A 25749-nucleotide genomic window follows, 5' to 3' on the forward strand; every position below is an offset into this window, starting at 1 on the left:
GCTTCGCTGCTTAGAGCCTAAAATCTGTTATTCAAACGTTCCTTTCACAAGAGGAACACCATCTTTTAGCATCATCTTACCTTGAGCAAAAACTGTTTTAATCGTTAGCGTCTCTTTATCTAAAAGGACTAAATCTGCATCTTTTCCAGGTTGAATATGCCCTTTATTGTACAATTTTAATACTTTAGCAGGGTTAGAGGTAATAACTTGAAGAGCTGTTTCTAAAGGTACTGATTCCTCTAATACTGCATCTCGTACTTCTTGAAATAAAGAAGCCACTTTTCCAACTTGAAGACCTTTATAATCTCCGTTATCATCAAAAAACGGTAGGCTCGCGTTTCCATCGGATGAAAACGTAATACTTGAGATCGGAACTTCTTCTTCAAGCATGATGCGTAACCCTTTGCTGCACTTCACTTCCCCTTCTTCTAAAAAATGGGGAATGGTGCTAGTCGTCAAATCTACATATCCGCCTCGTTTTGCAAATTGAATTCCTTCTTTAAACAGCTCTTCATTTCGATTAATGTGTGTAGGATGAAATTGACGAATTGGCAGGTCTGTTTTATCTGCAATTTGATTTAATAAAGATAATTTTCGTTCTCCATCTCCTACGTGAACTTCTAATATTCCAGCTTTTCCTGATAAAATCCCTCCATTGCGGGCAGCGGAAGCCACCTTTACCAGTTCTTCAAATGTCGGTTCAGAGGAACGGTGGTCAGAGATCGCAATTTCACCTACTCCAATAATTTTATCAATTAAAATAAGATCTTCCTCGATGCTGCTGGTTAACGTTTTTACCGGTATTTGATAGGAACCTGTGTGAATGAAACAGCTAATCCCTTCTTCTTCTAATCCTCTTGCTTTGGCCAGAAGATTTTCCATTCTTCTTGTTGTACCGTCTGTTCCAAGTACACCTACAATAGTTGTAACACCGGCAGTCGTTGCATCGGTTAACATTAGTTCAGGAGTGCGTGTTTTATATCCACCTTCTCCTCCTCCACCAATAATATGAACATGTGAGTCAATGAAGCCTGGAGCTATAATGTGATTAGCGGCGTCTACAACATCAATAGGAATGGACGTATTTAAATGCTCAATATAATCTTTTATAAGGATGATTTTGCCGTCTGCAAGTAATACGTCTTTTTTTCCTAAAGGCTGTGGTGCATATACTTCTGCGTTTTTGATTAAGGTTAACAACTTCTATTCCTCCTACTAGTAAGCTCGACTTGCGAATAATATTTTTCTATATAATTTTAATGCTTAAAATGGTCCGTAATTGATAAAATAAGCAATCACAACGGCTATTAGACCAATCACATATTGAATAAGGACTAACGGCAGCACCCATTTTGCCCACTTTGTCCATGAAATTCCCGCAATCGCTAAGCCAGCCATTAATGTTCCAGCCGTCGGGAAAATAATGTTTCCGATGCCGTCTGCAAAAGAAAAAGATAATACTGCTGTTTGTCTTGTAATATCAAGCAAATCTGCAAGCGGTGTCATGATTGGCATTGTCAGCATCGCATGACCTGTTCCAGATGCTAAAATAAGGTGAATCAGCGCTTGGAAGTTGTAGATTCCAATGACGCTTAAATATCCCGGAATATGTTGAATGGCTCCAGATACTTGATGAAGCATAGGATCTACAATATGACCTTCATTCAAAACAACAAGAACAGCACGAGAAACTCCGATAACTAGCGCTCCTCCAACTAATGCTGCTGCCCCGTTTGTAAACGACTTAACTGTATTCTCAACAGACAGTCTCCCAATAACCCCAATCACAATAGTCAAAATGACAAACAGAGAGGCAATTTCGGTAATGTACCACTTATACTTAATAACCCCAAAAGCAAGAATTACATAGTTAACAAGAAATGCTGCCATAATCCATTTATGCTTTCTAGTTAACTTTGCATCTGAGTTTAAAAGTTTATTTGCATTAGTTATGCTGTATTTTCCGTATGTTCCAATCGAAGGACTTTTTTTAACTTTCATTGCATATCGGTAGACAAACCATACTGAAACAGCGTAAACAACTACGAATAAGATAAGGCGAAAGCCCATTCCAGAAAACATAGGAAGCTCTGCTACTCCTTGTGCAACACCTACTGTAAACGGATTCATAACGGCCGTAGTAAAACCAGCTGATGCTCCAATTAAAACAATGGCAGTTCCCGTTAATGCGTCGAACCCAAGAGCAAGTGCCAGCGGAATTAAAAGAGGAATATAGGCTAGCGTTTCTTCCGCCATTCCCATTAAAGATCCTCCTACCGCAAAAAATAGCATCATAACAGGAATTAATAACTTTTCTCGGGTAGCAAGCTTTTTAGCCATCGTTGTAATTAATACATCTACTGTACCCGTAGCACTTAGTACACCAAAGAAACCGCCAATAATTAATACAAAAAAGATAATGTCGGCTCCTTCTACCATTCCTGTATGTATCGCTTTGACCATATCAAAGAATCCAACTGGCGTAGAATCAATCCATTTAAACGACTGAGGATCTACCGTTGTTCGTCCGTCTACTTCTACACGTGCGTATTCTCCGGCTGGCAAGATATACGTTAAAATAGTAGCAATCACAAGAAAGCCTAACAACAAAGCAAAAACGTTTATTTTCCTCTCTTTTTTCCTTACCTGATTTAATGAACTCATTTCTTTTTGCAGTTCACTCATTCTTCTTCTCCCCTTCATTGTGAAATAATAACTTTAAACAGACTTCTCGTTCTTTAAAAGCAGCTTCCTTATCTGCAACTACATATTGCTCCTTTCTTTTGTATTCCTCATATACAGTACAAGCAATTTTCGTGCCAACGGATAACCGTTTAATTTTCTGAATTATGATATAATTAAATCATGTTTTAGGTGGTAATTGGGTGTTTTTTTAAATTTAATATCACCAATTAAGAAGCTGTTTAATAGAAAATCTGGAGCACGAAGCATTAGCTAGTTCTTTTTAAAAAAAGCAGCAAAAAGAAAGATAAAAGAATTTAATCTATAAACATAAAAAAATACTATTTTATTATTGTCTTTCCTTTAAGTAGATTAATACTATAAAACTTCAATCTATTTATAAAAGCATTGCGAATAATGAAAGGGTGTTCAAATCAATGACTGTTTATCGTATAGGGGTATTGGCCGGCAAAATACAGAAGGATTTTGTGCCGATCGTAATATGTTTTCTGGACACGGGGAATGGCAAATTACAAAAGACGTTGTGGTGACATCGGGCGTATTTACGCGAAAAGCCGTAGAAAGAATTGCGCATGAAGCTTTTGCATTGGCTATGCAGCGTCGTAAAAAAGTAACAATCGTACATAAAGCAAATGTTTTAAGATTAAGTACCGGACTATTTCTAAACGTTTGTCGAGAAGTAGCTGAGCAATATCCTGAAGTAAAAGTGGACGACTATCATATTGATGCTATGGCTGCTCATCTAGTACGCCGTGCAGCCGATTTTGATGTCATTGTAACCAAAAACATGTACGGTGATATTCTTTCAGATTTAGCCGGCGAGCTTGTAGGGAGCTTAGAATTAGCCCCTTCTCTTAATGCAAATGAACATATGGCTATGGCACAAGCAGCTCATGGTTCTGCGCCAGATATCGCAGGTTTGAACATAGCAAACCCAACCGGTATTATTTCTTCGGGGATTATGCTACTGAGATGGCTGGCTGAAAAACATACGGATCACAAACTTCCAGAAGTGGCTGCTACAGTAGACTGCGCTCTTTATCAAACGCTCCAAGATGAAGTGAAAACAAAAGATTTAGGCGGACATGCCTCTACGTCGGATTTTACAGAAGCTATTTTAGATAGAGTAAATTCCCTGCAAAAATAACATTAATTTATCCATTCTATAGAGGTGACAATAATGAAAAAAAGAAAGATTATTATGGACTGTGACCCAGGTCATGATGATGCCATTGCAATTATTTTAGCTGCTGCACAACCAGGATTAGATATTTTAGGGATTACAACTGTTTCAGGAAACGCAGAAATAGAAAAAACGACGCTGAATGCTTTGAAGGTGTGTGATTTAGTATCGTTACATAACGTGATTGTTTCAAAAGGAGCAAGCGAACCAATGATGCGTAGACGTGAAAACGCGCCTAGTATACACGGTGATTCAGGATTAGACGGCCCTGAGTTCCCGGCTCTCTCTCGCAGCTGGAGCGAAGAACACGGAGTAGATACTATTATACAAATGGTCAAAGAGTCAGAAGATCCCGTTACGCTTTTGCCTACCGGTCCATTAACGAACATTGCTTTAGCTTTAATAAAAGCTCCAGAAATTAAAGAAAATATTGAAGAGATTATCCTTATGGGCGGCGGAACCTTCGGGAACTGGACGCCAACAGCTGAGTTTAATATTTGGGCAGATCCAGAAGCGGCTAAAAAAGTGTTTGATAGCGGCATTCCACTGATAGTAATGGGGTTAGATATTACGCATCAAGCCGTTGCAACAGATAATGTTATTAACCAAGTGATGAACATTGATAATAACGTAGCAAAAAAGGTGGGTGAATTATTAGCATTTTTTAAATCTACCTATAAAGAAACGTTTGGCTTTGATGGTCCTCCTGTTCACGATGTATTAACCGTTGCTTATTGCATAGCTCCAGAACTATTTACGCTAAAGGAAGTTAATATTGTGGTAGAAACACGCGGAGAATACACGGCTGGAACGACTTCAGTTGATTTGCTTGGAGTTACAGGAAGGAAAGCAAATGCGAAGTTTGGTTTAACCCTTGATGTGGATGGATTTTGGGATCTGATGCTTGAAGCTCTTAAATCATATTCAGCTTCGTAATGTTCATTTAGAAAATAAACTTTATAAACGAGAGGCAGCACCATAGCTGAGTTGGTGACTTGCTGGTGCTGTCTTACGTTTATTCATACTATCTAGCTGTTCTTTTCGCTTTTTGATTGAGCATTACCGTAATGATTGAAGCGACAATAACACCTGTAATTAAACAGTTGGATAGATCTTTATAAATTACTCCCATTACTGTCCCGCCTATAACGCCTACACTAATAAGTGAAATTCGCTCTCTTTGATTCATGATTTATCCCTCCATCTTTTTTAATAAAACATTTAATTTATGAAGAGCGAAGTGCAGGTCTAATTGCTCTTCTTCATTTAACTTCGCAAGATTTGTATGAAAGTTACTATAAATCCCTCTCCATTTTTCTTCTTGAATACTTTTTCCTTTAGACGTTAATGAGACTAAAACTGCACGCTTATCTCGCGGATCAGGCATTTTGATTAAATATCCTTCATTTTCTAATTCACTGATAACATTCGTTAACTGTTGTTTGGCAATATTTAATCCATTACTAATTTCCTTAATATTCAAATCTCTTTTTTTCATATACATAAATTCAACTACGTGATTTTGTAAATGTGTTAATTTCACTTCATTCCTGTTTAAGTTCTTGAAGTTTTCAAATAAAACCGGTATTAAAGCGATATATTCCTTAGCCAGATTTTCCTTCATAAGATGTTCACCTTCTTTAGTAAATATATTATTACTAAATTCGAATAAAAACAATAAAAATTGTTTATTTTAGTAAAAATATATTTACTAAAATCCATACACACTTCTAAAGTTATTTTATCCCACTCTCAACAATCGTTTATTAGTCTTATAAAAATAGCCATATAAAAAAGTAAGGAAGCACACTTCCTTACTTTCTGTTTGCAACGCCCGTTAAAAAATTCAAAAACACGTGTACGCCTGCTTTCACGGTAATTTCTCCTACATCACGCAGCGGATCTAGACATACAATATCCATTGCTTGAACAAGTGGATGACTCCCGGCGGTGTATACTGCTTCAAACAACTCATCTGTCCTCATTCCGCCTGTCGTTCCTGCTGGAACTCCCGGTGCGTAAGCGATATCTAACACGTCCATATCAACGGTTAAATAGATCATGTCTACTTCTTTACTCAGCTGCTTTAATGCTTCTTTCACCGTATGGGTTATTCCCGCTTTTCTTGCTTGTATTACCGTTACATAATGAACGCCTTTGCTATCTGCATATTCTTTTAACGACTTTGAGTTGTAAAACCCGTGAAGTCCGATATTCCATACATGAGCTGCATCAATAGTATTGCTTTCGATTAAATTTCGTATAGGGGTTCCGTTAGAAGGACCGTTATCTTCTAAGCTGCGTAAGTCAAAGTGCGTATCAAACTGTAAAATCCCTATTTTCTGTTCAGGATGTGACTCTTTCCACCCTTTTACTAACATAGCTGTAATAGAATGATCGCCTCCAAGCATAATAGGTAGCGCATGCGGATGATATTTCCGCATAGACATCATCGCTTCTTTTATATGCTGATGAGACTTCTCTATATCCGTTACGTGCTGTTTGACGTCTCCTAAATCCAACACTGACAAGGAAGTCAAATCTGTATCATACTCAATATGATACGGATTAAAGGATTTCCAGAGTTTCCTCATGGCCATTGGCGTCTCGCTGGCTCCAGAAGCACTAATGGAAGACCTTGAAAGAGGCACGCCCAAGACCGTAATATCTATCGATGTAAAGTCGACGCTGCTTCCATCTTCAACTGTCTGAATCCAATCGCTTACTTTTGGGTCAGGAGTACTTTGACGCTGCCAGCAAAAAGGCGGTCGATCAAGCTGTGGGTACGGATAGTTCATGCAAAACACCGCCTTCAACCACAACTTTTCCATCTTTTAATACCGTGTCTACAAGGTTTACGGCATAGTTATACTGCAGCGTTTGGTAATTGGGAGCGTCAAATAGCACTAAATCGGCTTTTTTACCTACTTCAATACTTCCGATTTGATTCCCTTTGCAAATGGCATGAGCCGCGTTGATCGTACAGGCCGTTAAAACTTCTGCTGGCGTCATCTTCATCGTTAAACAAGCTAAATTCATAATAAACGGCAGCGATTCCGTAGGAGAAGATCCTGGGTTTCGATCTGTAGACAAAGCAACCGGCACTCCTGCTTCGATCATTTTTCTAGCACGCGCCGGCTCTTCCATTAAAAAGAATGCAGTACCCGGCAATAGAACGGCTATAACTCCGCTTTCAGCCATTTGCTTAATTCCTTGATCCGATGCTTTTAACAAATGATCCGCAGACACAGCTCCCACTTTAGCCGCTAATTCTGCCCCGCCAAAAGACACAATTTCATCGGCGTGGATTTTAGGTTTTAGTCCATATGCTTTTCCAGCTTGTAAAATACGATCTGACTGTTCAACTGTAAACACGCCTTCTTCACAAAATACATCACAAAATTCCGCTAGCTCTTCTTTTGCAACGATTGGTATCATTTCTTCGATAACGAAACGAACAAACTCATCTTCATTTCCTTTGTACTCGACTGGCACCGCATGAGCTCCCATAAAGGTTGAAACAACATCTACTGGATGCTGTTCATTCAGTTTCTTCGCTACTTTTAATTGTTTGATTTCATCTTTAAGATTTAAACCGTACCCGCTTTTGGCTTCAACAGTTGTAACTCCGTACTGCAGAAATTTATTTAAACGTTTTGTAGATTGCTTGATTAGCTCCTCTTCTGTTGCTTGTCGTGTACTAACGGTTGTTTGTAAAATTCCTCCTCCCGCTTTTAAAATATCAATATACTTTGCCCCGTTTAAGCGCATTTCTAATTCTTTTTCACGACTGCCGCCAAACACAAGGTGAGTGTGGGGATCAATCAACCCAGGCGTTACGATTTTTCCTTCGGCATCAATTATATTAATAGGTTCATGGATATGCTCAAGGTATTCCTGCGCTTTGACGTCAGGCCCAACAAATACAATTCTTCCATTTTTCACGAGTACGCTGCCATTTTCAATGATTCCTAGATCTGACATTTCCTCCGCTCGTCTAGGCTGACTTCCTCCTTTAACCGTAATGACTTGTGCAGCGCATTTGATATACGTAATAGTCATACGTATCCCTCCTTTTTTATTCATTTAACGCCGGAATTTGTATTCCTTTTTCTTTTGCAGTTTGAATCGCCTTATCATAGCCGGCGTCTACATGACGAACAACACCCATGCCTGGGTCTGTTGTTAAAACACGTTCTAGACGTTTGGCGGCTTCTTCCGTCCCGTCTGCTACTACAACCATTCCAGCGTGAAGAGAATACCCCATACCTACTCCTCCTCCGTGGTGAACAGATACCCAGCTTGCGCCTGCTGCCGTATTTACTAATGCATTCAAAATCGGCCAGTCTGCTACTGCATCACTGCCGTCTTTCATCGCTTCAGTTTCCCGATTTGGCGAAGCCACAGAACCGGCATCTAGATGGTCTCTGCCAATAACGATAGGCGCTGACAGCTCTCCGGACGCCACCATATCATTAATAATTTTTCCAAAGCGCGCTCTTTCTCCGTAGCCTAGCCAGCAAATACGAGCCGGCAATCCTTGAAACTCAATTTTTTCTCTCGCCATTCTAATCCAGTTGCAAAGATGCGTATTATCCGAAAACTCACGTAAAATGACTTCATCTGTTTTATAAATATCCTCTGGGTTTCCTGACAAAGCGACCCATCGAAACGGTCCTTTTCCTTCACAGAACTGCGGACGGATGTACGCTGGGACAAATCCCGGGAAATCAAATGCATTCGTGACACCTTCATCCAACGCCACTTGGCGAATATTATTGCCATAGTCAAAAGCAACCGCGCCTTTTCTTTGCATCTCTAACATGGCTTGAACGTGAATAGCCATACTTGCTTTTGATTGTTTTATATATTCATTTGGATTTGTATTCCGCAATCTTTCTCCTTCTGCTAAGCTGACTCCAATCGGCAAATATCCGTTAAGCGGATCATGTGCCGATGTTTGATCCGTCACAATATCTGGGATAAATCCTCGCTCTATCATCTCAGGAAGAATCTCGGCTGCATTTCCAACTAATCCAATGGAAAGCGCTTTGCCCAATCTTTTTGCATCTTCAGCTAACGTGATCGCATCAGCTACGCTTTCGACTACCGTATCGCAATATTTTGTTTCGATACGTTTTTCAATACGCGTGCGATCAACATCAATTCCAATTACAACCCCGCCTGCCATCGTAACAGCTAGTGGCTGTGCGCCTCCCATTCCTCCTAATCCAGCTGTTAGCGTAATCGTTCCTTTCAAAGTTCCGTTAAAATGCTGGTTGGCACACTCAGCAAATGTTTCATACGTTCCTTGAACAATGCCTTGGCTTCCAATATAAATCCAGCTTCCTGCAGTCATCTGTCCGTACATCATTAACCCTTTTTTATCAAGCTCATGGAACGTCTCCCAATTTGCAAAAGCAGGAACAAGATTTGAATTCGCTAATAAAACACGCGGTGCATCACTGTGGGTTTTAAAAACCGCAACTGGCTTGCCGGACTGTATAAGAAGCGTTTCATCTTCTTCTAACTCTTTTAACGCTGCGACAATACGATCGAACGCCTCCCAGTTACGGGCTGCTTTTCCGATTCCTCCGTATACGACTAACTTTTCCGGATGCTCCGCTACTTCGGAATCTAAATTGTTTAGAAGCATGCGAAGAGCAGCTTCTTGCACCCAGCCTTTGGTCGTTAGTTCTGTTCCACGGGGTGCTTTCATTCCACTTTGTTTTGTCTCCATTTTGTTTTCCTCCTCTATAAAAATGAAAAACTGTTAAACTAACATTTTTATTACAGCGCTAGTTCATAATTAGTATCTTGCACAAAGGTTTTGAAATCAGCTGTTAACGCCTCAATATCGCGTGAGAAAATTCGGTCTTTAATAATGGTTGGTACGGTTTTTCTAATTCTTGAGTAAATTTTTCTTGTTTCTGAAGCAAGTTTATCCACTCCTTGAATATCGGCCGCTTGAGCCGCACAAATTGCTTCAATTGATAAAACTCTTCGTGTATTTTGGATAATTTGATAAGCGTGACGTGCAGCAGTCGTTCCCATGCTGACATGATCTTCTTGATTCGCTGAAGATGGGATGGAATCGACACTTGATGGATGCGCTAATACTTTATTTTCGGAAACTAATGAAGCAGCAGCATATTGAGTAATCATGAGTCCAGACTCTAAACCAGGATCTGCACTTAAAAATGCTGGCAGCCCGCTAAGCTGAGGGTTTACTATTCGTTCGATGCGCCGTTCAGAAATATTCCCAAGCTCCGCCATTGCAATTCCTAGAAAATCCATAGCAAACGCAATGGGCTGCCCGTGAAAGTTCCCTCCAGAAATTACTTTGCCGCTGTCGGCAAAGATGAGCGGGTTATCGGTTGCTGAATTAATTTCAATTAACAGCTTTTCTTTTACATAATTTAAAACTTGATAAATAGCACCATGAACTTGAGGAATGCAGCGCAGTGAATACGCATCTTGCACTCTTATTTGACCTTGAGAAGTAGTTAATTGACTGCCTTCTAAATACGAAAGAATTCGGGCAGCTACCTGCTGTTGTTCCGGATAAGGTCTTACCGCATGAGACTCGGACATGAATGCATCTAAAATGCCTTGCAGACCTTCTAACGTCAGTGCTGCAATCCCGTCAGCAAGATCTGCTAGCTTTTGAGCTTCAAGGTACGAAACTACTCCTACAGCTGTCATTGCCTGAGTGCCGTTAATTAAAGCTAGCCCTTCTTTCGCTTGTAATTGGATAGGTTTAAGCCCAGCTAGCTTTAAAGCTTCTTCTCCTTGCATTCGCTGGTCATTATATACAGCTTCTCCTTCTCCAACTAACAGCAGCGCTAGATGTGATAATGGAGCTAAGTCACCGCTAGCTCCAAGTGAACCTTGACTTGGGATAACCGGCACTATATTTTGGTTTAAGCAATCGATAAGCAGCTGCAAGGTTTCCAGTCGTATGCCGGAATACCCTTTAGCCAATGCATTCGCTCGTAACAGCAGCATCACTCTGCTTACTTCTAAAGAAAATGGTTCTCCTAGTCCGCAGGCATGACTGCGAATTAAGTTAATCTGCAGATCAGCTAAGTCCGTTTTTGAAATAACCGTATCGCTAAACTTTCCGAATCCAGTATTTACTCCGTAAATTACGTTGTTGTTCGTAATACTCTCTTCAACCAACGTTCTGCTTTTTTGTATATGTTCAACTGCGTGATCGCTAATTTTCACGGAGTATCCTTGGTAAATAACTTTGTAGATTTGGTCGAACGTCAGTGAATTTCCATCGATTTGAATAAACATCATACTCGCTCCCTTGTTAAACTGTATACTACCTTTTCTTTTTGAACACAAAAAGGGGCTATATCAAAGAGGAAACAAGCTCCTTTTGATATAGCCCCCTATAAACTAACCTACTTACACTATGGGCTTTTATTAATAATCAGCACTTCACCTTATACATACAAACAATCGCTAAATGACTAAATCACTATACACTTTAAGCTGTACAACTTAAAGCAACTAGGGTACCTACACTAAGTATTACGCTGAATTAATCATTTGTCAATTATTATTTAAGAAAATTTTAAATAATCTGAAATAAAATCTTTATTTCTTATAGCAGCGATGATTCACGGCTGCACATTCTTATTTCTTTAAACGTTATCGGACGTTCATGTCACTTGGGTGCGGACCTTTGCGGCGATTGCTGTTTAACTCATTAATCTCTGCCATATCATCGGCAGTGAGTTCAAAATCAAACACGTTAAAGTTTTCTTCTATTCTAGACGGTGTAACTGATTTAGGGATGACAATTGTGTTGTTCTGTAAGTGCCAGCGCAATACAACTTGAGCCGGAGTTTTGCTATGTACTTCAGCAATTTTTTGAATGACTTCGTCTTGTAACACTTCTCCTCCTTGATCAAGGGGGCTCCATGCTTCCACAAAAATATTATGTTTGGCACAAAACTCTTTTAATTCATTTTGAGCTAGATACGGATGGCACTCAATTTGGTTTAAAACAGGTGTTACATCACATTCGTTTAACAAGCGCTCTAAATGCTCAATTTCAAAGTTACAGACGCCAATTGCTTTTACTTTTCCATTGTGATAAAGCTTTTCTAATGCTTTATACGTCTCCACATACTCATCATATTGAGGCGTAGGCCAGTGAATCAAATATAAATCGACATAATCAAGTCCTAATCGTTCTAAGCTTTCGTCAAATGCACGTAATGCATTTTCATAGCCTTGATCGCTGTTCCAAACTTTTGTTGTAATAAACAGCTGTTCTCGAGGAACAGAAGATTCTTTAATCGCTTGACCTACTCCTTCTTCATTTTTATAAATCATGGCTGTGTCAATAGAGGTATACCCAACTTCAATTGCTTTTGACACTGCAGATGCTGCTTGGTTATCTTCTACTTGCCATACGCCAAATCCAAGCTGAGGCATTTTTAAACCGTTGTTTAATGTAACAATATTCATTTTACACGTCTCCTTTTTTGTTAAAAAGTTCAAAGTTTTAATGATGGTGCCAGCCGATCAGCATAGCAACCTGTCCCATTATAATGCCGACTGGGATTCCTATAATCATGGCTCCAAATCGAAATTCAAAAGACCATGCGCGCGGCACAAGGGAAAACAAATAAATCATACTCATCGTTGCCATACATGTACTGCTAAAAAAACTGACGACAGTGTGTAAATTTGGCATTACTTCTCCTCATTTCACTAGAACGTTTGCGCCTTTTCAATTTCATCATTTATCTTTCGCTCTAATGCCTATGTTTTCGCAGCCGACATAGTTACATTCGTCAAAGGGTTCCGTAATCCTGCTTTAATCAGTTAAAAATACTTTACCTACGTAACTTTTTTAGTTAAAACGAATATGTGCTTTTACCTTCAAAGTTGTGTATAATTTCTGTATATTAAAATAATAAGATTTTTTCACTATAAAGAACAACTGCACATTCTCTGTAAGGCAATCATACATATTTGCAAGAGTTAACGAAAGGAATGGATATAAAAAATGGCGATTGAAAAAGTAAAAGCATATTTTAAACAATATGGTATGGAGAATCAAATTATCGAAATGGATGAGTCCAGTGCTACTGTAGAACTAGCAGCGCAAGCTTTGAAATGCGAGCCGAAACGCATCGCAAAAAGTCTTTCTTTTAACGCCGAAGGAACTGTTCTATTGATTGTGGCAGCAGGAGATGCAAAAATTGATAACCGAAAATATAAAGAAGAGTTCGGAACCAAAGCAAAAATGCTTGGAGCAAGTGAAGTAGAAACGCTGATTGGTCATGCTGTAGGCGGAGTATGCCCTTTTGCCGTTAATGAAGGTGTTCACGTGTATCTAGATGAATCTCTGAAACGTTTCGTCACCGTTTTCCCTGCCTGTGGAAGTGGAAATAGTGCAATCGAATTAACAATACCTGAACTAGAAGAATTTTCGAAATGCTTAAAGTGGGTTGATGTCTGCAAAGGATGGAATGAATAATTTAGGTAAATTACGGTACATCTATACATAAAATAAATAAATCAGCACGCCAACAAGCTGAAACAGTTTTTTGTTTCAGCTCATTGGTGTATCTAAACGAATTTATGAAACAGCTTAACCCAACCTAGGTAAGAAACCCCTAAGAGAAATACAAAAAGAAATAGTAAAGGAATGTTCCTAGGGATAAAAAGCCAGCCGTCTAACGTATTCCACAGAAATTCACTTTTATTTGCTTTTCTCATCATTTTCACCTCAAGCAGATTTACTATTTTGTATTCAAAAATTCTTTTACATAGTTATATACAGTATCTTCAACTTATGACCTTTTTTCAAGAAAAACGTGCACGGAAAATTGATTGAATGTGAATCTTTTCAATTTATATCCGCTATGTACTCATCCATCATCTTAGTTTCATCTGTAAAAAAGAAGAAGCCTACATTTTTAGATGCAGGCTTCTTCTCGTTGATTCAGTCTTTCCTTTGTTTGCCTAGTCAGGCCCTTTCGTTACGTATATCGGTTCATAACCAAAGTGCCTTGCGTGAGATACGAATATCTACTTTCAATTTGCGGTAATACATTTGCTGAAGTCGCTGTTAAGCCTTTCAAAACTAATCAGTCCCTTCATACACTAAGTATTTAACCTTTCACAACAACCATTTGCATGATAGCTGCTGTACTATATGTGTACCCCGTATTTATATAGTAAAACCTTAAAAAACAATTTTTATTATATAATTTTCTAGACTTCAAAGCAAAGAAAATTTAGATAGTATAGATGAAAGACACCCGTCACCTATTAGCTCCTCTACTGTTCGTACTCAAGCGTTCAAAGAAAAGCATCCGCAGTGAAATTCATCAAATTTATTTAATGTATGATTTCATCAATTTTTTGAAATGCATCTTCAAGTGAAGTATATCCATTTGTTTCTCCTTCGTTACCTTGAACGGTCCATTCTTGCTTTTCTACTGCTAGTTTCCCGTCTTTATCTTTTATATAAGGTCTGTTAAGCATAAACACATGATCATCCTTTTTTACTGTGTAGCCAAGATAATAGTGATTACCTTCTCCTTCTTCCTCATATACGGAGACGCCTTGAAGGTTATATTTGTTTAAAATGTCATCCATATGATGAGTCAGTTCACTTATAGCCGTTTCTCTTTTTACATATTCCACATTTTATACCCCTTTTCATTTTGATTTATGTTTAGCATTCCCTTGAGCATATTCAATTACACTATATTTCAAACCATTCATTATGTGAAATTTCCCCTGTATCGGCATTAAAGAAGTTACGGCTTGTCATTTGATATAAAGAAATTTAATCTACCTCCTCTTACCTTGTTGTAAAGAAAAATCATTTTTCTCTTTCGTATCTCCAATTAGTTATCATAGAAAAGACCCTCATATCCACGACCTCATTTCATTCTTAAACAATCAAAAACCGGTTAAGAAAAATAAACTTAACCGGTTAATGCTGATGTTATTTAAAATTGATACGATTTAAGATTTTTGCTTTTTGAAAGTGAAAGATAGATTTTGACAACTCAAAGATCGTTCCGTTCGTTAAGCACACCGTATTTTCGATAATCAGTGCTGGGTCGAATGGGTCGATATGAAGGAGTTCAGCACTTTCTTCATCAATTTTTTCGCAGTTGATGACTTTGTCAGCAAACCCAATGTTTAATTTTAAGTGATCTATCAGGTAACTATAAATAGAATTTGATGCAATATCTTCATTTAGATAAGGTACCACATCTTTTTTAAAGTAACTGATTTCAATAGAAAAAGGTTCTTCATCTACAATTCGCAGCCGCTTCACATAATATAGCTTGGTTCCGCCTTCACACCGTAAACCTTTTGCGGTTAATTCATCAGCTTCTACCACGTGCAAAGAAAGAATTTTTGTCTCAATTGTTTTCGACGTTAAGTCTTTCGTTAATCCTCTAAGACTGCCTAAATTAATATAATCTGTGACTGATTCCTCACGCAAAAACATGCCGCTTCCTTGGACTTGATAGATATAGCCGCGATTGACGAGCTGAGTCACTGCTTTTCGAATTGTATTACGGCTCACTTCAAATTTTTTTATCAATTCTTCTTCCGTCGGTAGCTTTTTTGTTTGATCAAACGTCCCTTCTCGAATTTCCCTTTCTAAACGATCTGCAATTTCTTTATATTTTATAGCCATATAATCTCCCTAGTTTACATTCTCAATCATTTACTGCTTCTATTATACACAAAACCTCTTGATCAAAATCAAGAGGTTTTCTTTTTACTTATAGCTCTTCTCCTCTCGTTTCAATAATATGCTTGTACCAATGAAACGACAGTTTTTTCTTTCGATTTAAGTTATCGTCGTGATCTACGTAAATGAATCCGTATTGTTTTTTATAACCATTTAACCAGCTTAATAAATCAATAACAGACCAAGCGTAATATCCTTTTAGATGAATGCCTTCTTTTATTGCGCGCTTAATCACTTTTAAATGTTCTTCAATATATTTAATACGGGGAACGTCTACAATTTCACCATCAATAATCGGATCTTCATCACCAAGACCATTTTCTGTTACGTACATTTTAATATCACCATAACGCTCTTTTAACATATGCAGCCCGTCTAAAAATCCTTGAGGTGAAATTTCCCATCCCCATTTTGTATAGGTTTTATCTGTCATCTTTACTGTGCGATAAAAGCCGTCAAACGATGGATTTCCAGGAGCTAAAGTAGATGTTTCCCTCGAGTGCTCCATAGACGAAACAGCTTCTTGATTTTTCTCTACTCGAATCGGTTGATAATAATTAAGACCAATGAAATCATTGTTTTCGGCATTTCTTTTTAATGTATCTAGCTCTTCTTTCGTCCAGCTTGGGGTCCATCCGTTTTCTTTTAATTGCTGTACGACGTAAGATGGATATTCGCCTTTTAAAATCGGATCATAATACCAAAACGTTTCGTATTCATTCGCGTGTCTAGCAGCTAAGATATTTTCCTTTTTATCATCAACACTGTAAGCCGGTAAGAAGACATGTGTAATACCAATTTCTCCATACTGCTCCAGCTGCTTATAGATCTCTACGGCTTTTGCATGTGCATAAAACACATAATGTGTAGCTTGAAAGTACTTTTTTTCATCGTTTTGGATACCAGGCGGATGTGCTCCTTTTAAATAGCCTAATCCGCAAAACATAACGGTTTCATTGAACGTAATCCAATGTTTAACACGGTCTCCAAATGCCTTAAAACAAACCTCTGCATACTTAACGAAAGCATCGGCTGTTCGTTTATTCGTCCATCCGCCGTCTTCTTCAAGCGTCAAAGGCAGATCCCAGTGATACAGCGTTACAAATGGAACAATTCCATACTTTAAGCATTCATTAATCACTTGATTATAAAATTCCAAGCCTTTTTCATTCACTTCTCCATCGCCAGTTGGCAAGATACGCGCCCATGAAATAGAAAAGCGGTACGATTCTAGTCCCATCTCTGCCATTAACTTAATATCTTCTTTGTAGCGATGGTAATGATCAATAGCTACATCTCCATTTGTGCCTTTATATGTTTTTCCAGGAATCTTTGAAAAAACATCCCAGTTTGTTTCGCCTTTACCATCTTCATTCCAAGCTCCTTCTATTTGATAAGAAGCTGATGCAGCTCCAAATAAAAAATCCTTTGCGAATTTCATTATAGCACTCCTTATTTTCATACTGACTTTTTAAATTCATTCCAATATATTAAATTTATAGGTACAAATTTAATATTGATTATATACTTATTTTTTGCATTTGACTACAAAAAATGTAATACAAAGACCTTTTTATTTTTCTCTAATTTAAAGAAAAATTTCGTTATCTTACTCATACTTGATAAAAGAACAAAAAAAAGCCTGCTTTGAAAAAATTGATCAAAACAGGCTATTTATTAATATGACGGATTAACGCTTTATAATAACTCTCATCGTTATTAAACTTTCGTTTTCACATATAAATAAAGACCATACTCTGTGGGAACAGCAGGATAACCCATTACAAGCGATTTTAAGTTTTTTAAAACTTTTGCTATTCCTCGTTTTAATAATATTATATTAATTTAGGAAAAAAACGTTATTACCAAAGGATTCTTCATTCAAAATGCACATTTGTTTATAATTGATAATTGATATAAAAAAATAAATTAATACACTTTATTTCGTTAACTAGAGGTGTTTTTGTTAATGCCCTTCTTGAATTTTAAAATTGTTTCTACTGCTTTTTTATATCCTCCAGCCTCTTTTAAAGATTCTCCAATTTTGCAGCTGCTTTCTTTAAATGATTTATTTAATAACACTTTTTCTGTTGTATTTCGTAATGTAATTGTCTTCAATCAGTTCTTCAATATATCCACTTTCCAATACACTATCTATTTCGATGCGCTGCAATCGATTTTCGACTTCTTCAATAAGGGTGTGATCCGCAAGTCCTTCTATGTAGGCAATTACAACATCGGTGTTAGTATAACTCCCGATTTTCATCGATTTCATTTTGAGGTGAGGACTTTTGATTTTCCGTCGGAGGAGGGAAGTACTGACTCCTAATGTTTCCACAAAACCTTCCCTTGGTCCCCGTACAACACTTTCTGCGGTTGGTTCTTCAATCGATCTCTTTTCCCACTTTGCCAACCCCAAGGCAAGTCCAGATGCTTCATGTTGTACGAAAAGCACAGGGTTCCCGATGGAGATATTCTCTATACAATCTGCGAACGTCTTAACTTCTTTCATCTTTGAAATGTGTATCTTTTTCTTTAACATTTCACGTAAACTACGAACCCTTTCTTCTGTTTCTGACGTAAGTGGGGCGAGAACATTCTCATCAATCTCCTCAATATTAGATAAACCCTCTATATAGATAAGGACGGCTTTTGTTTGTCCACCTATTAAAAACGTCCGAAAGACTACATCAAAACAGTCCTGATAGATGGAGCGAAGAACCTGTAGGTTTTCATCTAAGTCTAAAGAAAGCAGTACTTGTTGCTCGTTAATCTGTTGATCCGTATAGAGTTGTTTTAGCTTATGGAATCTTCTTCGAACCTTTCGAAACAACATAGACAGCTCCTTCCTTTTATGTAAGGTTGCATAGAAAAGCGTAATGAAACCTATCCTTATCTTTTGTTGTATTTTCCAAAATTATTATATCTAGTTAAAAATTTCATTGATTATTTAAACTTAACTCTTTTTGTATGTTTTTTCGTTACAAATTATATAGATAGTAAAGCTTAGATAAGAGCAGTTTTTCTATTTTTAGCCTGTATAAAGTATTTATTTCCAATCTGTATAATGGACATTATAGGAAATCTTATTAGTAATTGTTAAATCTAAATCTTTTTTAGTGTGTATAGTGCCACTATACTAATCCCATACTAAATACTAAAAGAAGTTATTTGAGATTAAACAATACAGAACAAATAGTTAATTGTATTAAGTTAAATGTAAGATGAAAAAAAATTTCAGTTTTCATCAACCGAATTAACTTTAACTAAAAAGTAGTTATTAATCGATTTTGGAGTGAGAAATAAGCATGCCTTTTGTTGAAATAGACACTAATCAATATTTGTATTATGAAGAGTATGGACAGGGTATACCTATCATCTTTATTCATCCACCTGGGATGGGAAATAAAGTGTTTTACTATCAATACGATTTATCCAAGCATATGAGAGTCATCTTTCCTGATTTAAGTGGTCATGGACAAAGCCCAAAAGCTGCACAAACTGTATCAATTCCCTTCTACGCAAACGAAATATTACGCTTTATGGATGCATTACATTTAAACAAGGCCATTATATGTGGCTATTCTGCTGGCTGTCTAATTGCTCAAGAGCTTGCTATTTATCATTCCGATAGAATAGAATTATTAATTTTCTCAGGAGCATATCCTATAGTAAGAGATATGCCTGGACAATTATTACATAAAATAGGATTATATATGGTAAGAGAACACCTAAATATATTAATAACAAGCATTGCTAGAAGTCATACCAGAGACAAGACACTAAGAAGAAACCTAGTTAATTATATGAAAAAAGCCGATCAAGAATCATGGTATCAGTATTATAATCATTCATTACAATATAACTGTTTAGACAAACTTCATCGTTTAACAGTACCTTTGTTGTTTATGTATGGTGGAAAAAAGGATTGGACTATCCGCTATATGAAAGAGTATAAAAATAAATGTAAACATGCTGAATTCTTTATTTTTACACAGCAGGGTCACCAACTGCCTACAAAAAAAGGGATTCAGTTTAATGAACTAATTACAGGGTTTGTCTTAAATAAATCCAGTTTATAAAGCTAAAAGGCACTTGGAAAATGAAGAATCCTAAAATCCCATATGTATAAGAACGGATGATAAACTACGAAGACTGATAAGGTTGCTCAGCTCATCAGTCTGAATATATATTTCACAATTAAAAATAAGACGCTTCGGAAAATCCCTTAGCCGCTTTAGCTTATTATCATCACTATCCACAAAAGTCTCCACCATAACAACTATATAATAATCACTAAAAGGATAAACAATGTGACTTATAAAGCTAATCCAGAACCGAGTCTACCACAATTAGATATTCAAAACGCTTCATTTATATATTGGAACATGATGATACTTTTATTTTTCGTTTCATTACCTTTAAAGCACCTGGGAATTTGTCAACGATAGTGCTTGTCAAGCTACCAATGAAGACTATCAGAAGGATAATGATGTCCTAGCCAAATCCTTGAGAATCCCGTTAACAAGGACAATCCCAACATAACTGACCCAAGAATACGTTTATGGAGAAAGATAGAAGTGGATACAGCAAAAGCAAGCAACGTATGTTTACTTAAGAATGAAGAATCCATCTTTGAAGGAATGAGTATACCGACACGGCGCTCCATAAATGGACGAGGCTTAAAATAAAAACATTTAATCAACGTATTAATAAAGTTGGATCAGGTTCAGCTTCATCCTTTTTATCATTACAACCAAAAAGAAACCCTACTGATAAAATGGTTGATAGGAGACCAAATAAATATTTTCTTTTCTTCACTTATTCTTCACCCCTTACAGTAGTCGTATATCTATTAAGATCGACATTATTCTTTTAATAATTACAGGTAATAATTTAAAATCCCAAATAGGGATAGTATCATTTTCCGCGTATATATAAGTAACATCGTCAAAAAATAAAGCCGTTGGAAGAACGGTTTCTTTCAAACAACTATCAAAGAGGGATTTGCATAATGAACAACTTACAGGGGCTAACTTCTTTATTTAATTTTAATGGAATGTTTGGAAAGAGAAATAATAACAGAGTCATACTACTTTCACTTTTAGGTGTAGGAATTGGGACTTTGGCCATTTGGCTAATAAGAGGGACGGGGAACAAAATCGCATCTCCAACCATGCAAACAATGAAGAGTAGAAGCCAAATGAAAAACGGTTTATCTAACCAATAATAGACACGCATACTTTCTCTACGATATATAAATTAAAGACTAACGATCAGTTTAATTATGGGAACAATATATTTAATGTACACCTGTATTAATAGTTCACCATGCTGATTACAAAAAATAAAAGCCCCTAGATTTTTGTTAAATCTAGGGGCTTTTCAAACTTACTTAAACTTTTTATTCTCTAATACAATCATTTGGTTCTTCATTTTCTGTTATTAAATGGGGAATATAATATTATTCGATGAGATAAATTACTGAGATACAGAGGTGGAATATGAAACAAGTTATTAAAAATATTCAAAACGATCAGCATTTTCCTTTTACATACGATTCACGCCCCATGGCTGAAAATATGAAACGTTACAGTGAGTTTTACAATCTTCCAACAGAGGGGCTAATGTATCGCTACGGATTTGAAACGGTTGCTCATGAACGGTTGTTTATCCAATCTTTTCGTCCCTTACAGATAAAAGCTCATATACTCCTTCTTCATGGCTATTATGATCATGCTGGAGTACTAAGTACGGTTATTCGTTTTTTGATTCAAAAAGGGTTTCATGTGTTGACATTTGATTTACCAGGACATGGATTGTCAACAGGAGAACGAGGAGCCGTATCGGAGTTTTCTCTCTATGTAGAAAGTATTCGAGAAGTCATGCGTAGACACCTGTCTTCAAGCTCTCTACCTATCTATATTGTAGCTCATAGTACTGGCGCTGCTGCTGCAGTCGATTATATACTGAATAACCATGAAGCATCTCAGGTTCGAAAGGCGGTCCTTGTCTGTCCCCTCGTTCGTCCTTATCACTGGAATGCAATCACCATTTGTATAAAGTTCTTAAAAGTGTTCACCACGAATTTGAAAAGGATAATTCGAAACAATTCATCAGATTCAAAGTTTTTGCATTTTGTGAAGAATGATCCGTTACAGTATGATCAGCTCCCCCTCGGTTGGGTAGAAGCCTTGATAAGATGGAATGAATTAATTAAGGAAGGGAGCCCTAGTCCTATTCCTATTCTCATCCTTCAAGGAAAAAAAGATACAACAGTGGATTGGAGGTATAATGTTGGTTTCTTACTGAAGAAGTTTCCAAATATAGATATTGAACTTATAGAGAATGGAAAACATCATTTATTTAATGAAAAAGAGCTGATAAGAGAAAAAGTGTTTACTTCTATCCATCGTTATTTAACAGGTAACGTGTAAACACAGGTTCCGAGAACAAAGTATATAATATCTGTCTATTATTCGAACGAAGGGAGTTTTATTGATTAATGAACATCGAAATATCTGCGTAGTTTTTTACTAGTGTCTACTTGATGCGGAGCAGACCACTTGAATAAGAAGTTACATTTTAAGTTTTCCTGAAAAAAGCCACCTCACAGCAATGAACGATCATTGCAGTGAGGTAGCTTTTGCTAATAAAATCTTTAGAAATTAGCAGGTGCGTGGGGTAATATGCTGCACCCTCATAGTTCAGTTAAAATAATCGGTTCACCGTTTGTTACAACAATCGTATGTTCACATTGTGCTACAAGACTATTATCAGGTGTAACAAACGTCCAGCCGTCGTCTCCGCGTTCAATGATATGATCAGCTTTCATAGAGATAAACGGCTCTACAGCAATAACAAGGCCTTTTTTCAAAAGGGCTTTATCCATTGGATCATAATAGTTTAAAATATGGTTAGGAGCGTCATGCAAGCTGCGGCCCACACCGTGACCCGTTAAGTTTTCAATAACAGCATATCCGTTTTGATGTGCAAAGTTAGATACAGCACGACCAATTTGGTTTTGTTTTGAACCAGCTTTTACTTTTTTCATGGCTGCCCAAAATGCATCTACTGCAGCTTGGCACAACTTTTCTTTTTCTTCGTCTTGCCCAATAACAAATGAAATACCCGTATCTGAATAATAGCCATCAAGTACGGCAGATACATCCACATTGACTAAATCGCCATCTTTTAATACTCGGTCTCCGGGAATACCGTGAGCCACTTCTTCGTTTACACTAATGCACGTTACACCTGGGAAATTATATTCTTTTTCAGGTGCAGAAATAGCACCGTGTTCATCCAATATTTTTTTACCGATCATATCAAGCTCTTTTGTTGTCATGCCTGCTTTTGCTTGGTTTTTCATCTCTTCGCGCGCAAGTGCAACAATGCGTCCAATTTTGCGTAAACTTTCTAAATCTTGTTCGTTACCAATAATCATAAAAAACACTTTCCTTCCTCGAAATATATATCCTATCCGATTTTATCATATTTTTATGAGGATTTTTCAAAAGACCTTTTAAGAACTAAAATGTACGATTAATTAGACTAGTAAGATATTTATCATATGCTAAACTTTTGTTTCTTAACCAATTAAATCCACAAAAAAAGAGGTTGAGACATACCTAAATCAAACGAATCTAAAGACGGACAAATTGGATACATGAGCTGAACCGCTTGTTACACCGCTGTGGATTTCCGTGCAAGACTTCGCTTTCCGCGGGCAGCCGATGAGCCTTGCCCTCCAATCAACAGCTAGAAGCACCTACATACATGAAACCTGCGTTCACCACAACAACAAAAAATCCGAACGATTAATAAAATTTATTAATCGTTCGGATTTACCTTTAAACAAAATAATTTTGCTTCTTTCTACATGATCGGCCTTACACCTTCATCAACAAACTTATTTCCAGGTTTTTTAAGCTCCAAATGGTCTCTTAATGTGCTTCCTTCATAGTCTAACCGAAACAAACCTCTCTCTTGTAAGATTGGTACAACAAGATTTACAAAATCATCTAAGCCAGATGGAAGCAAAGGAAACTGCAGCATAAATCCGTCCGCTGCTTTTTCCTGAAACCATCTTTCCATTTCGTCCGCAATTTGAATGGGGGTTCCTACAAAGTTATCTTTCCTTGCAGCACCGAAAAATCGCGTATAAAGATCTCCTACCGTAAGTTTTTCCCTTGCTATAATTCTTAGCATCTCATCAAACTGACTTTGAATGCCATTCACGACTGGAAATTCCACCTCTGATGCAGGAGTATTTAGGGCATACTTGGTAAAATCCACGTTCCCCATATACCCAGAAACGAACTTTAATCCTTCATATGGATTCACTAGCTTTTGTAAATCGCTGTATTTTTGAACCGCTTCTTCTTCTGTTCCTCCTACAATAGGGGAAATACCGTGAAGAATATGTAAATCCGCTTCTGTTCTATTGTATTCAGAAAGCCTTGATTTAAGGGATTTATAAAAGCTTTTGGCTTCTTCTATGTTATCTCGGTGAGCAAATACCACTTCTGCCGTTCTTGCCGCTAAGCGCTGTCCCGGCTCAGAAGAACCGGCCTGAACGATAACGGGCTGTCCTTGGACGGAACGAGCGATATTTAACGGCCCTTTTACAGAAAAATACTTACCTTTATAGTTAAGTTCATGTACCTTTTTAGCATCAAAAAACGCTCCGTTTTCTTTATCATATAAAAAGGCAGCATCTTCCCACGAATCCCATAACCCTTGAACAACATCAATAAATTCTTCCGCACGTTCATAACGGTGATCGTGTTCCCAATGAGTATCACGGTTAAAGTTTAACGCCGTTTCACCTGTTGCATCTGCTGTCGTCACAACATTCCAGCCCGCCCTTCCTCCACTTACATGATCGACAGAGGCGAACTGACGCGCTAGTGTATAAGGTTCATTGTAAGTAGTTGAAGATGTGGCAACAATGCCAATTTTTTCAGTAGCTGCTGCCATTGCTGTAATGATTACAATAGGGTCAAATCGATTTAAAATCTGAGGGTGCGACTCTGCATTTACTGCTAAACTGTCGGCAATAAAGGCGATATCAAATTTTCCTCTTTCAGCGGTTTGTGCAAGCTTTTGATACACAGAAACATCGATGCTTGCGTCAGGCTTTGAATCAGGATGACGCCATGAAGCTACATGCATACCTGTGCCAATCAAATATGCTGCAAGTTTCATTTTTCGTTCCTTGGCCATTTTCCCACTCCTATTTTGTACTTATTTTGTTTTATACGTGTCTTTGTACGTATTCAATTCTTTCAAACTAATAAACGTCGGAATATAATTTCCTTTGTATGTTTTTTTAATAAAGGCAGCCGTACTTTTGGATTGATACACTTTTACTAGCTTCTTTAAATACACTTTATCCTGATCTTTTTTTCTTGCAGCGATGACATTAATATAGGGCTTCGCTGTTTTATTTTCATGAATGAGTGCGTCCTTTAAACTTAGACCCGCTTCCACAGCTACACCGTTGTTAATAATGGAAGCCGCCGTATCTTGCATAACGCGGGGAGTGCTTGCAGAATCGACGGGAACAATCTTTAAATTTTTAGGGTTGCTTTTAATTTTATCCTCTCCTCCGTTACCGTCAAAGCCTTCGACCACTGTAATTAAATCCGCTTCTTGCAGTAAAACTAGTGCTCTTCCCCAGTTGGAAGGATCATTTGGAACAGCAATTTGAGCACCGTTTGGAATGTCTTTTAATGATTTATATTTTTCAGAATAAAGACCTAGAGGGGCAATGATGGTCGTTCCAATTGGCACAATATCCGTTCCGTTCTTTTGATTAAATGAGTCTAAATAAGCAACGTGCTGAAACGCATTTACATCTATTTCTCCTTCAGCTAAGGCTTGATTAGGATCGTAAGCTGAAGAAAAATTCACAAGTTCTATATCCAGGCCTTGTTTTTTTGCTTTCTCTTTTATAAATTCCCACGTCCTAAGTTCAGAACTTCGAATGCCTACTTTAATTTTAGCTTCTTTACTATTGGCACTGGATGAGGAATTAGAACATCCTGTTATGACGAGGATGAACAACAGCAGAAGCAGAAATATCGGTTTTTTCATTTATAACTCC

At 37.4% G+C, this 25749-nt stretch carries 20 protein-coding genes and 4 pseudogenes; 6 read left to right on the forward strand and 18 right to left on the reverse strand.

The window, feature by feature from the left end:
• Positions 1-27: 27 nt before the first annotated feature.
• Positions 28-1200 carry a beta-aspartyl-peptidase gene (gene iadA, locus AC4NPH_RS06960; protein ID WP_098314614.1) on the reverse strand — a complete coding sequence of 391 codons (1173 nt, stop codon included), beginning with the start codon at positions 1198-1200 and terminating at the stop codon, positions 28-30.
• 63 nt (positions 1201-1263) lie between these two features.
• Positions 1264-2685 (reverse strand): YfcC family protein, encoded by a 1422-nt coding sequence (locus tag AC4NPH_RS06965; protein ID WP_098314615.1) that lies wholly within the window; start codon positions 2683-2685, stop codon positions 1264-1266.
• A 457-nt stretch (positions 2686-3142) separates the two neighbouring features.
• On the opposite strand from AC4NPH_RS06965, the pseudogene AC4NPH_RS06970 reads away from it, so the two are divergent.
• Positions 3143-3850 (forward strand): annotated as a pseudogene (locus AC4NPH_RS06970) (isocitrate/isopropylmalate family dehydrogenase); the annotation flags it as partial.
• A 33-nt stretch (positions 3851-3883) separates the two neighbouring features.
• Entirely contained in the window at positions 3884-4822 is a 939-nt protein-coding gene (locus AC4NPH_RS06975) for a nucleoside hydrolase (RefSeq protein ID WP_098314617.1), read from the forward strand.
• A gap of 88 nt (positions 4823-4910) precedes the next feature.
• Here AC4NPH_RS06975 and AC4NPH_RS06980 read toward each other — a convergent pair whose 3' ends face one another.
• The 8 genes from AC4NPH_RS06980 to AC4NPH_RS07015 form a co-directional block, all read right to left on the reverse strand.
• A complete protein-coding gene (locus AC4NPH_RS06980; RefSeq protein WP_170959567.1) occupies positions 4911-5075 on the reverse strand; it encodes a hypothetical protein in 165 nt (54 codons plus the stop codon).
• Between the two features lie 3 nt (positions 5076-5078).
• On the reverse strand, positions 5079-5510 hold the full coding sequence (locus AC4NPH_RS06985; RefSeq protein ID WP_053487067.1) for a MarR family winged helix-turn-helix transcriptional regulator: 432 nt from the start codon (positions 5508-5510) through the stop codon (positions 5079-5081).
• Between the two features lie 190 nt (positions 5511-5700).
• Positions 5701-6684 (reverse strand): agmatinase family protein, encoded by a 984-nt coding sequence (locus AC4NPH_RS06990; RefSeq protein ID WP_098314618.1) that lies wholly within the window; start codon positions 6682-6684, stop codon positions 5701-5703.
• On the reverse strand, positions 6659-7948 hold the full coding sequence (gene hutI, locus AC4NPH_RS06995) for an imidazolonepropionase (RefSeq protein ID WP_057274666.1): 1290 nt from the start codon (positions 7946-7948) through the stop codon (positions 6659-6661). The genes AC4NPH_RS06990 and hutI overlap by 26 nt, the downstream gene beginning before the upstream one ends.
• Positions 7949-7964: 16 nt before the next feature.
• Entirely contained in the window at positions 7965-9626 is a 1662-nt protein-coding gene (hutU, locus tag AC4NPH_RS07000; protein ID WP_029324272.1) for a urocanate hydratase, read from the reverse strand.
• A gap of 50 nt (positions 9627-9676) precedes the next feature.
• On the reverse strand, positions 9677-11188 hold the full coding sequence (gene hutH, locus AC4NPH_RS07005; protein ID WP_491938738.1) for a histidine ammonia-lyase: 1512 nt from the start codon (positions 11186-11188) through the stop codon (positions 9677-9679).
• 360 nt (positions 11189-11548) lie between these two features.
• Entirely contained in the window at positions 11549-12373 is an 825-nt protein-coding gene (locus AC4NPH_RS07010) for an aldo/keto reductase (RefSeq protein ID WP_098314620.1), read from the reverse strand.
• Between the two features lie 37 nt (positions 12374-12410).
• Positions 12411-12602, reverse strand: coding sequence for a hypothetical protein (locus AC4NPH_RS07015; RefSeq protein WP_098239443.1), 192 nt, complete (start codon positions 12600-12602; stop codon positions 12411-12413).
• Between the two features lie 315 nt (positions 12603-12917).
• Between AC4NPH_RS07015 and AC4NPH_RS07020 the strand changes: the two genes are divergently transcribed.
• Positions 12918-13391 carry a YbaK/EbsC family protein gene (locus AC4NPH_RS07020; RefSeq protein WP_013056318.1) on the forward strand — a complete coding sequence of 158 codons (474 nt, stop codon included), beginning with the start codon at positions 12918-12920 and terminating at the stop codon, positions 13389-13391.
• Between the two features lie 866 nt (positions 13392-14257).
• On the opposite strand, the gene AC4NPH_RS07025 is transcribed toward AC4NPH_RS07020, so the two are convergent.
• The 4 genes and pseudogenes from AC4NPH_RS07025 to AC4NPH_RS07040 form a co-directional block, all read right to left on the reverse strand.
• Positions 14258-14566: a DUF5634 family protein gene (locus AC4NPH_RS07025; RefSeq protein WP_013056316.1), complete on the reverse strand. Its 309-nt coding sequence runs from the start codon at positions 14564-14566 to the stop codon at positions 14258-14260.
• A 307-nt stretch (positions 14567-14873) separates the two neighbouring features.
• Positions 14874-15581, reverse strand: a complete 708-nt coding sequence (locus tag AC4NPH_RS07030; protein WP_013056315.1) for a GntR family transcriptional regulator — start codon at positions 15579-15581, stop codon at positions 14874-14876.
• Between the two features lie 88 nt (positions 15582-15669).
• Positions 15670-17079, reverse strand: a complete 1410-nt coding sequence (locus AC4NPH_RS07035) for a GH1 family beta-glucosidase (RefSeq protein WP_013056314.1) — start codon at positions 17077-17079, stop codon at positions 15670-15672.
• A 666-nt stretch (positions 17080-17745) separates the two neighbouring features.
• Positions 17746-18474: pseudogene (locus AC4NPH_RS07040) on the reverse strand (spore germination protein); the annotation flags it as partial.
• 472 nt (positions 18475-18946) lie between these two features.
• Between AC4NPH_RS07040 and AC4NPH_RS07045 the strand changes: the two are divergent.
• A complete protein-coding gene (locus AC4NPH_RS07045) occupies positions 18947-19720 on the forward strand; it encodes an alpha/beta fold hydrolase (RefSeq protein ID WP_013056312.1) in 774 nt (257 codons plus the stop codon).
• 292 nt (positions 19721-20012) lie between these two features.
• On the opposite strand, the pseudogene AC4NPH_RS07050 reads toward AC4NPH_RS07045, so the two are convergent.
• A pseudogene (locus tag AC4NPH_RS07050) lies at positions 20013-20355 on the reverse strand (phosphatase PAP2 family protein); the annotation flags it as partial.
• Between the two features lie 297 nt (positions 20356-20652).
• Between AC4NPH_RS07050 and AC4NPH_RS07055 the strand changes: the two are divergent.
• Positions 20653-20868: a hypothetical protein gene (locus AC4NPH_RS07055; RefSeq protein WP_041816517.1), complete on the forward strand. Its 216-nt coding sequence runs from the start codon at positions 20653-20655 to the stop codon at positions 20866-20868.
• 274 nt (positions 20869-21142) lie between these two features.
• Entirely contained in the window at positions 21143-22075 is a 933-nt protein-coding gene (locus AC4NPH_RS07060) for an alpha/beta hydrolase (protein ID WP_013056310.1), read from the forward strand.
• Positions 22076-22338: 263 nt separating this feature from the next.
• On the opposite strand, the pseudogene map reads toward AC4NPH_RS07060, so the two are convergent.
• The 3 genes and pseudogenes from map to AC4NPH_RS07075 form a co-directional block, all read right to left on the reverse strand.
• Positions 22339-23134 (reverse strand): annotated as a pseudogene (map, locus tag AC4NPH_RS07065) (type I methionyl aminopeptidase).
• A 382-nt stretch (positions 23135-23516) separates the two neighbouring features.
• Positions 23517-24866 carry an LLM class flavin-dependent oxidoreductase gene (locus tag AC4NPH_RS07070; RefSeq protein WP_013056308.1) on the reverse strand — a complete coding sequence of 450 codons (1350 nt, stop codon included), beginning with the start codon at positions 24864-24866 and terminating at the stop codon, positions 23517-23519.
• A gap of 21 nt (positions 24867-24887) precedes the next feature.
• Positions 24888-25739: a MetQ/NlpA family ABC transporter substrate-binding protein gene (locus tag AC4NPH_RS07075; RefSeq protein ID WP_013056307.1), complete on the reverse strand. Its 852-nt coding sequence runs from the start codon at positions 25737-25739 to the stop codon at positions 24888-24890.
• Between the last annotated feature and the right edge of the window lie 10 nt (positions 25740-25749).

The organism is Priestia sp. MDV22-iso46 (genome assembly GCF_058629175.1).

Excerpts from the sequence above, each read along its gene's own strand:
- hutH (WP_491938738.1), bottom strand. The coding sequence starts at position 11,188 with ATGTTTATTCAAATCGATGGAAATTCACTGACGTTCGACCAAATCTAC.
- AC4NPH_RS07030 (WP_013056315.1), bottom strand. The coding sequence starts at position 15,581 with ATGGCTATAAAATATAAAGAAATTGCAGATCGTTTAGAAAGGGAAATT.
- AC4NPH_RS07015 (WP_098239443.1), bottom strand. The coding sequence starts at position 12,602 with ATGCCAAATTTACACACTGTCGTCAGTTTTTTTAGCAGTACATGTATG.
- AC4NPH_RS06985 (WP_053487067.1), bottom strand. The coding sequence starts at position 5,510 with ATGAAGGAAAATCTGGCTAAGGAATATATCGCTTTAATACCGGTTTTA.
- hutU (WP_029324272.1), bottom strand. The coding sequence starts at position 9,626 with ATGGAGACAAAACAAAGTGGAATGAAAGCACCCCGTGGAACAGAACTA.
- AC4NPH_RS07075 (WP_013056307.1), bottom strand. The coding sequence starts at position 25,739 with ATGAAAAAACCGATATTTCTGCTTCTGCTGTTGTTCATCCTCGTCATA.
- AC4NPH_RS07045 (WP_013056312.1), top strand. The coding sequence starts at position 18,947 with ATGCCTTTTGTTGAAATAGACACTAATCAATATTTGTATTATGAAGAG.
- AC4NPH_RS07060 (WP_013056310.1), top strand. The coding sequence starts at position 21,143 with ATGAAACAAGTTATTAAAAATATTCAAAACGATCAGCATTTTCCTTTT.
- AC4NPH_RS07055 (WP_041816517.1), top strand. The coding sequence starts at position 20,653 with ATGAACAACTTACAGGGGCTAACTTCTTTATTTAATTTTAATGGAATG.
- AC4NPH_RS07035 (WP_013056314.1), bottom strand. The coding sequence starts at position 17,079 with ATGAAATTCGCAAAGGATTTTTTATTTGGAGCTGCATCAGCTTCTTAT.
- AC4NPH_RS07070 (WP_013056308.1), bottom strand. The coding sequence starts at position 24,866 with ATGGCCAAGGAACGAAAAATGAAACTTGCAGCATATTTGATTGGCACA.
- AC4NPH_RS07010 (WP_098314620.1), bottom strand. The coding sequence starts at position 12,373 with ATGAATATTGTTACATTAAACAACGGTTTAAAAATGCCTCAGCTTGGA.
- AC4NPH_RS06980 (WP_170959567.1), bottom strand. The coding sequence starts at position 5,075 with ATGAATCAAAGAGAGCGAATTTCACTTATTAGTGTAGGCGTTATAGGC.
- AC4NPH_RS06975 (WP_098314617.1), top strand. The coding sequence starts at position 3,884 with ATGAAAAAAAGAAAGATTATTATGGACTGTGACCCAGGTCATGATGAT.
- AC4NPH_RS06965 (WP_098314615.1), bottom strand. The coding sequence starts at position 2,685 with ATGAGTGAACTGCAAAAAGAAATGAGTTCATTAAATCAGGTAAGGAAA.
- AC4NPH_RS07020 (WP_013056318.1), top strand. The coding sequence starts at position 12,918 with ATGGCGATTGAAAAAGTAAAAGCATATTTTAAACAATATGGTATGGAG.
- hutI (WP_057274666.1), bottom strand. The coding sequence starts at position 7,948 with ATGACTATTACGTATATCAAATGCGCTGCACAAGTCATTACGGTTAAA.
- AC4NPH_RS06990 (WP_098314618.1), bottom strand. The coding sequence starts at position 6,684 with ATGAACTATCCGTACCCACAGCTTGATCGACCGCCTTTTTGCTGGCAG.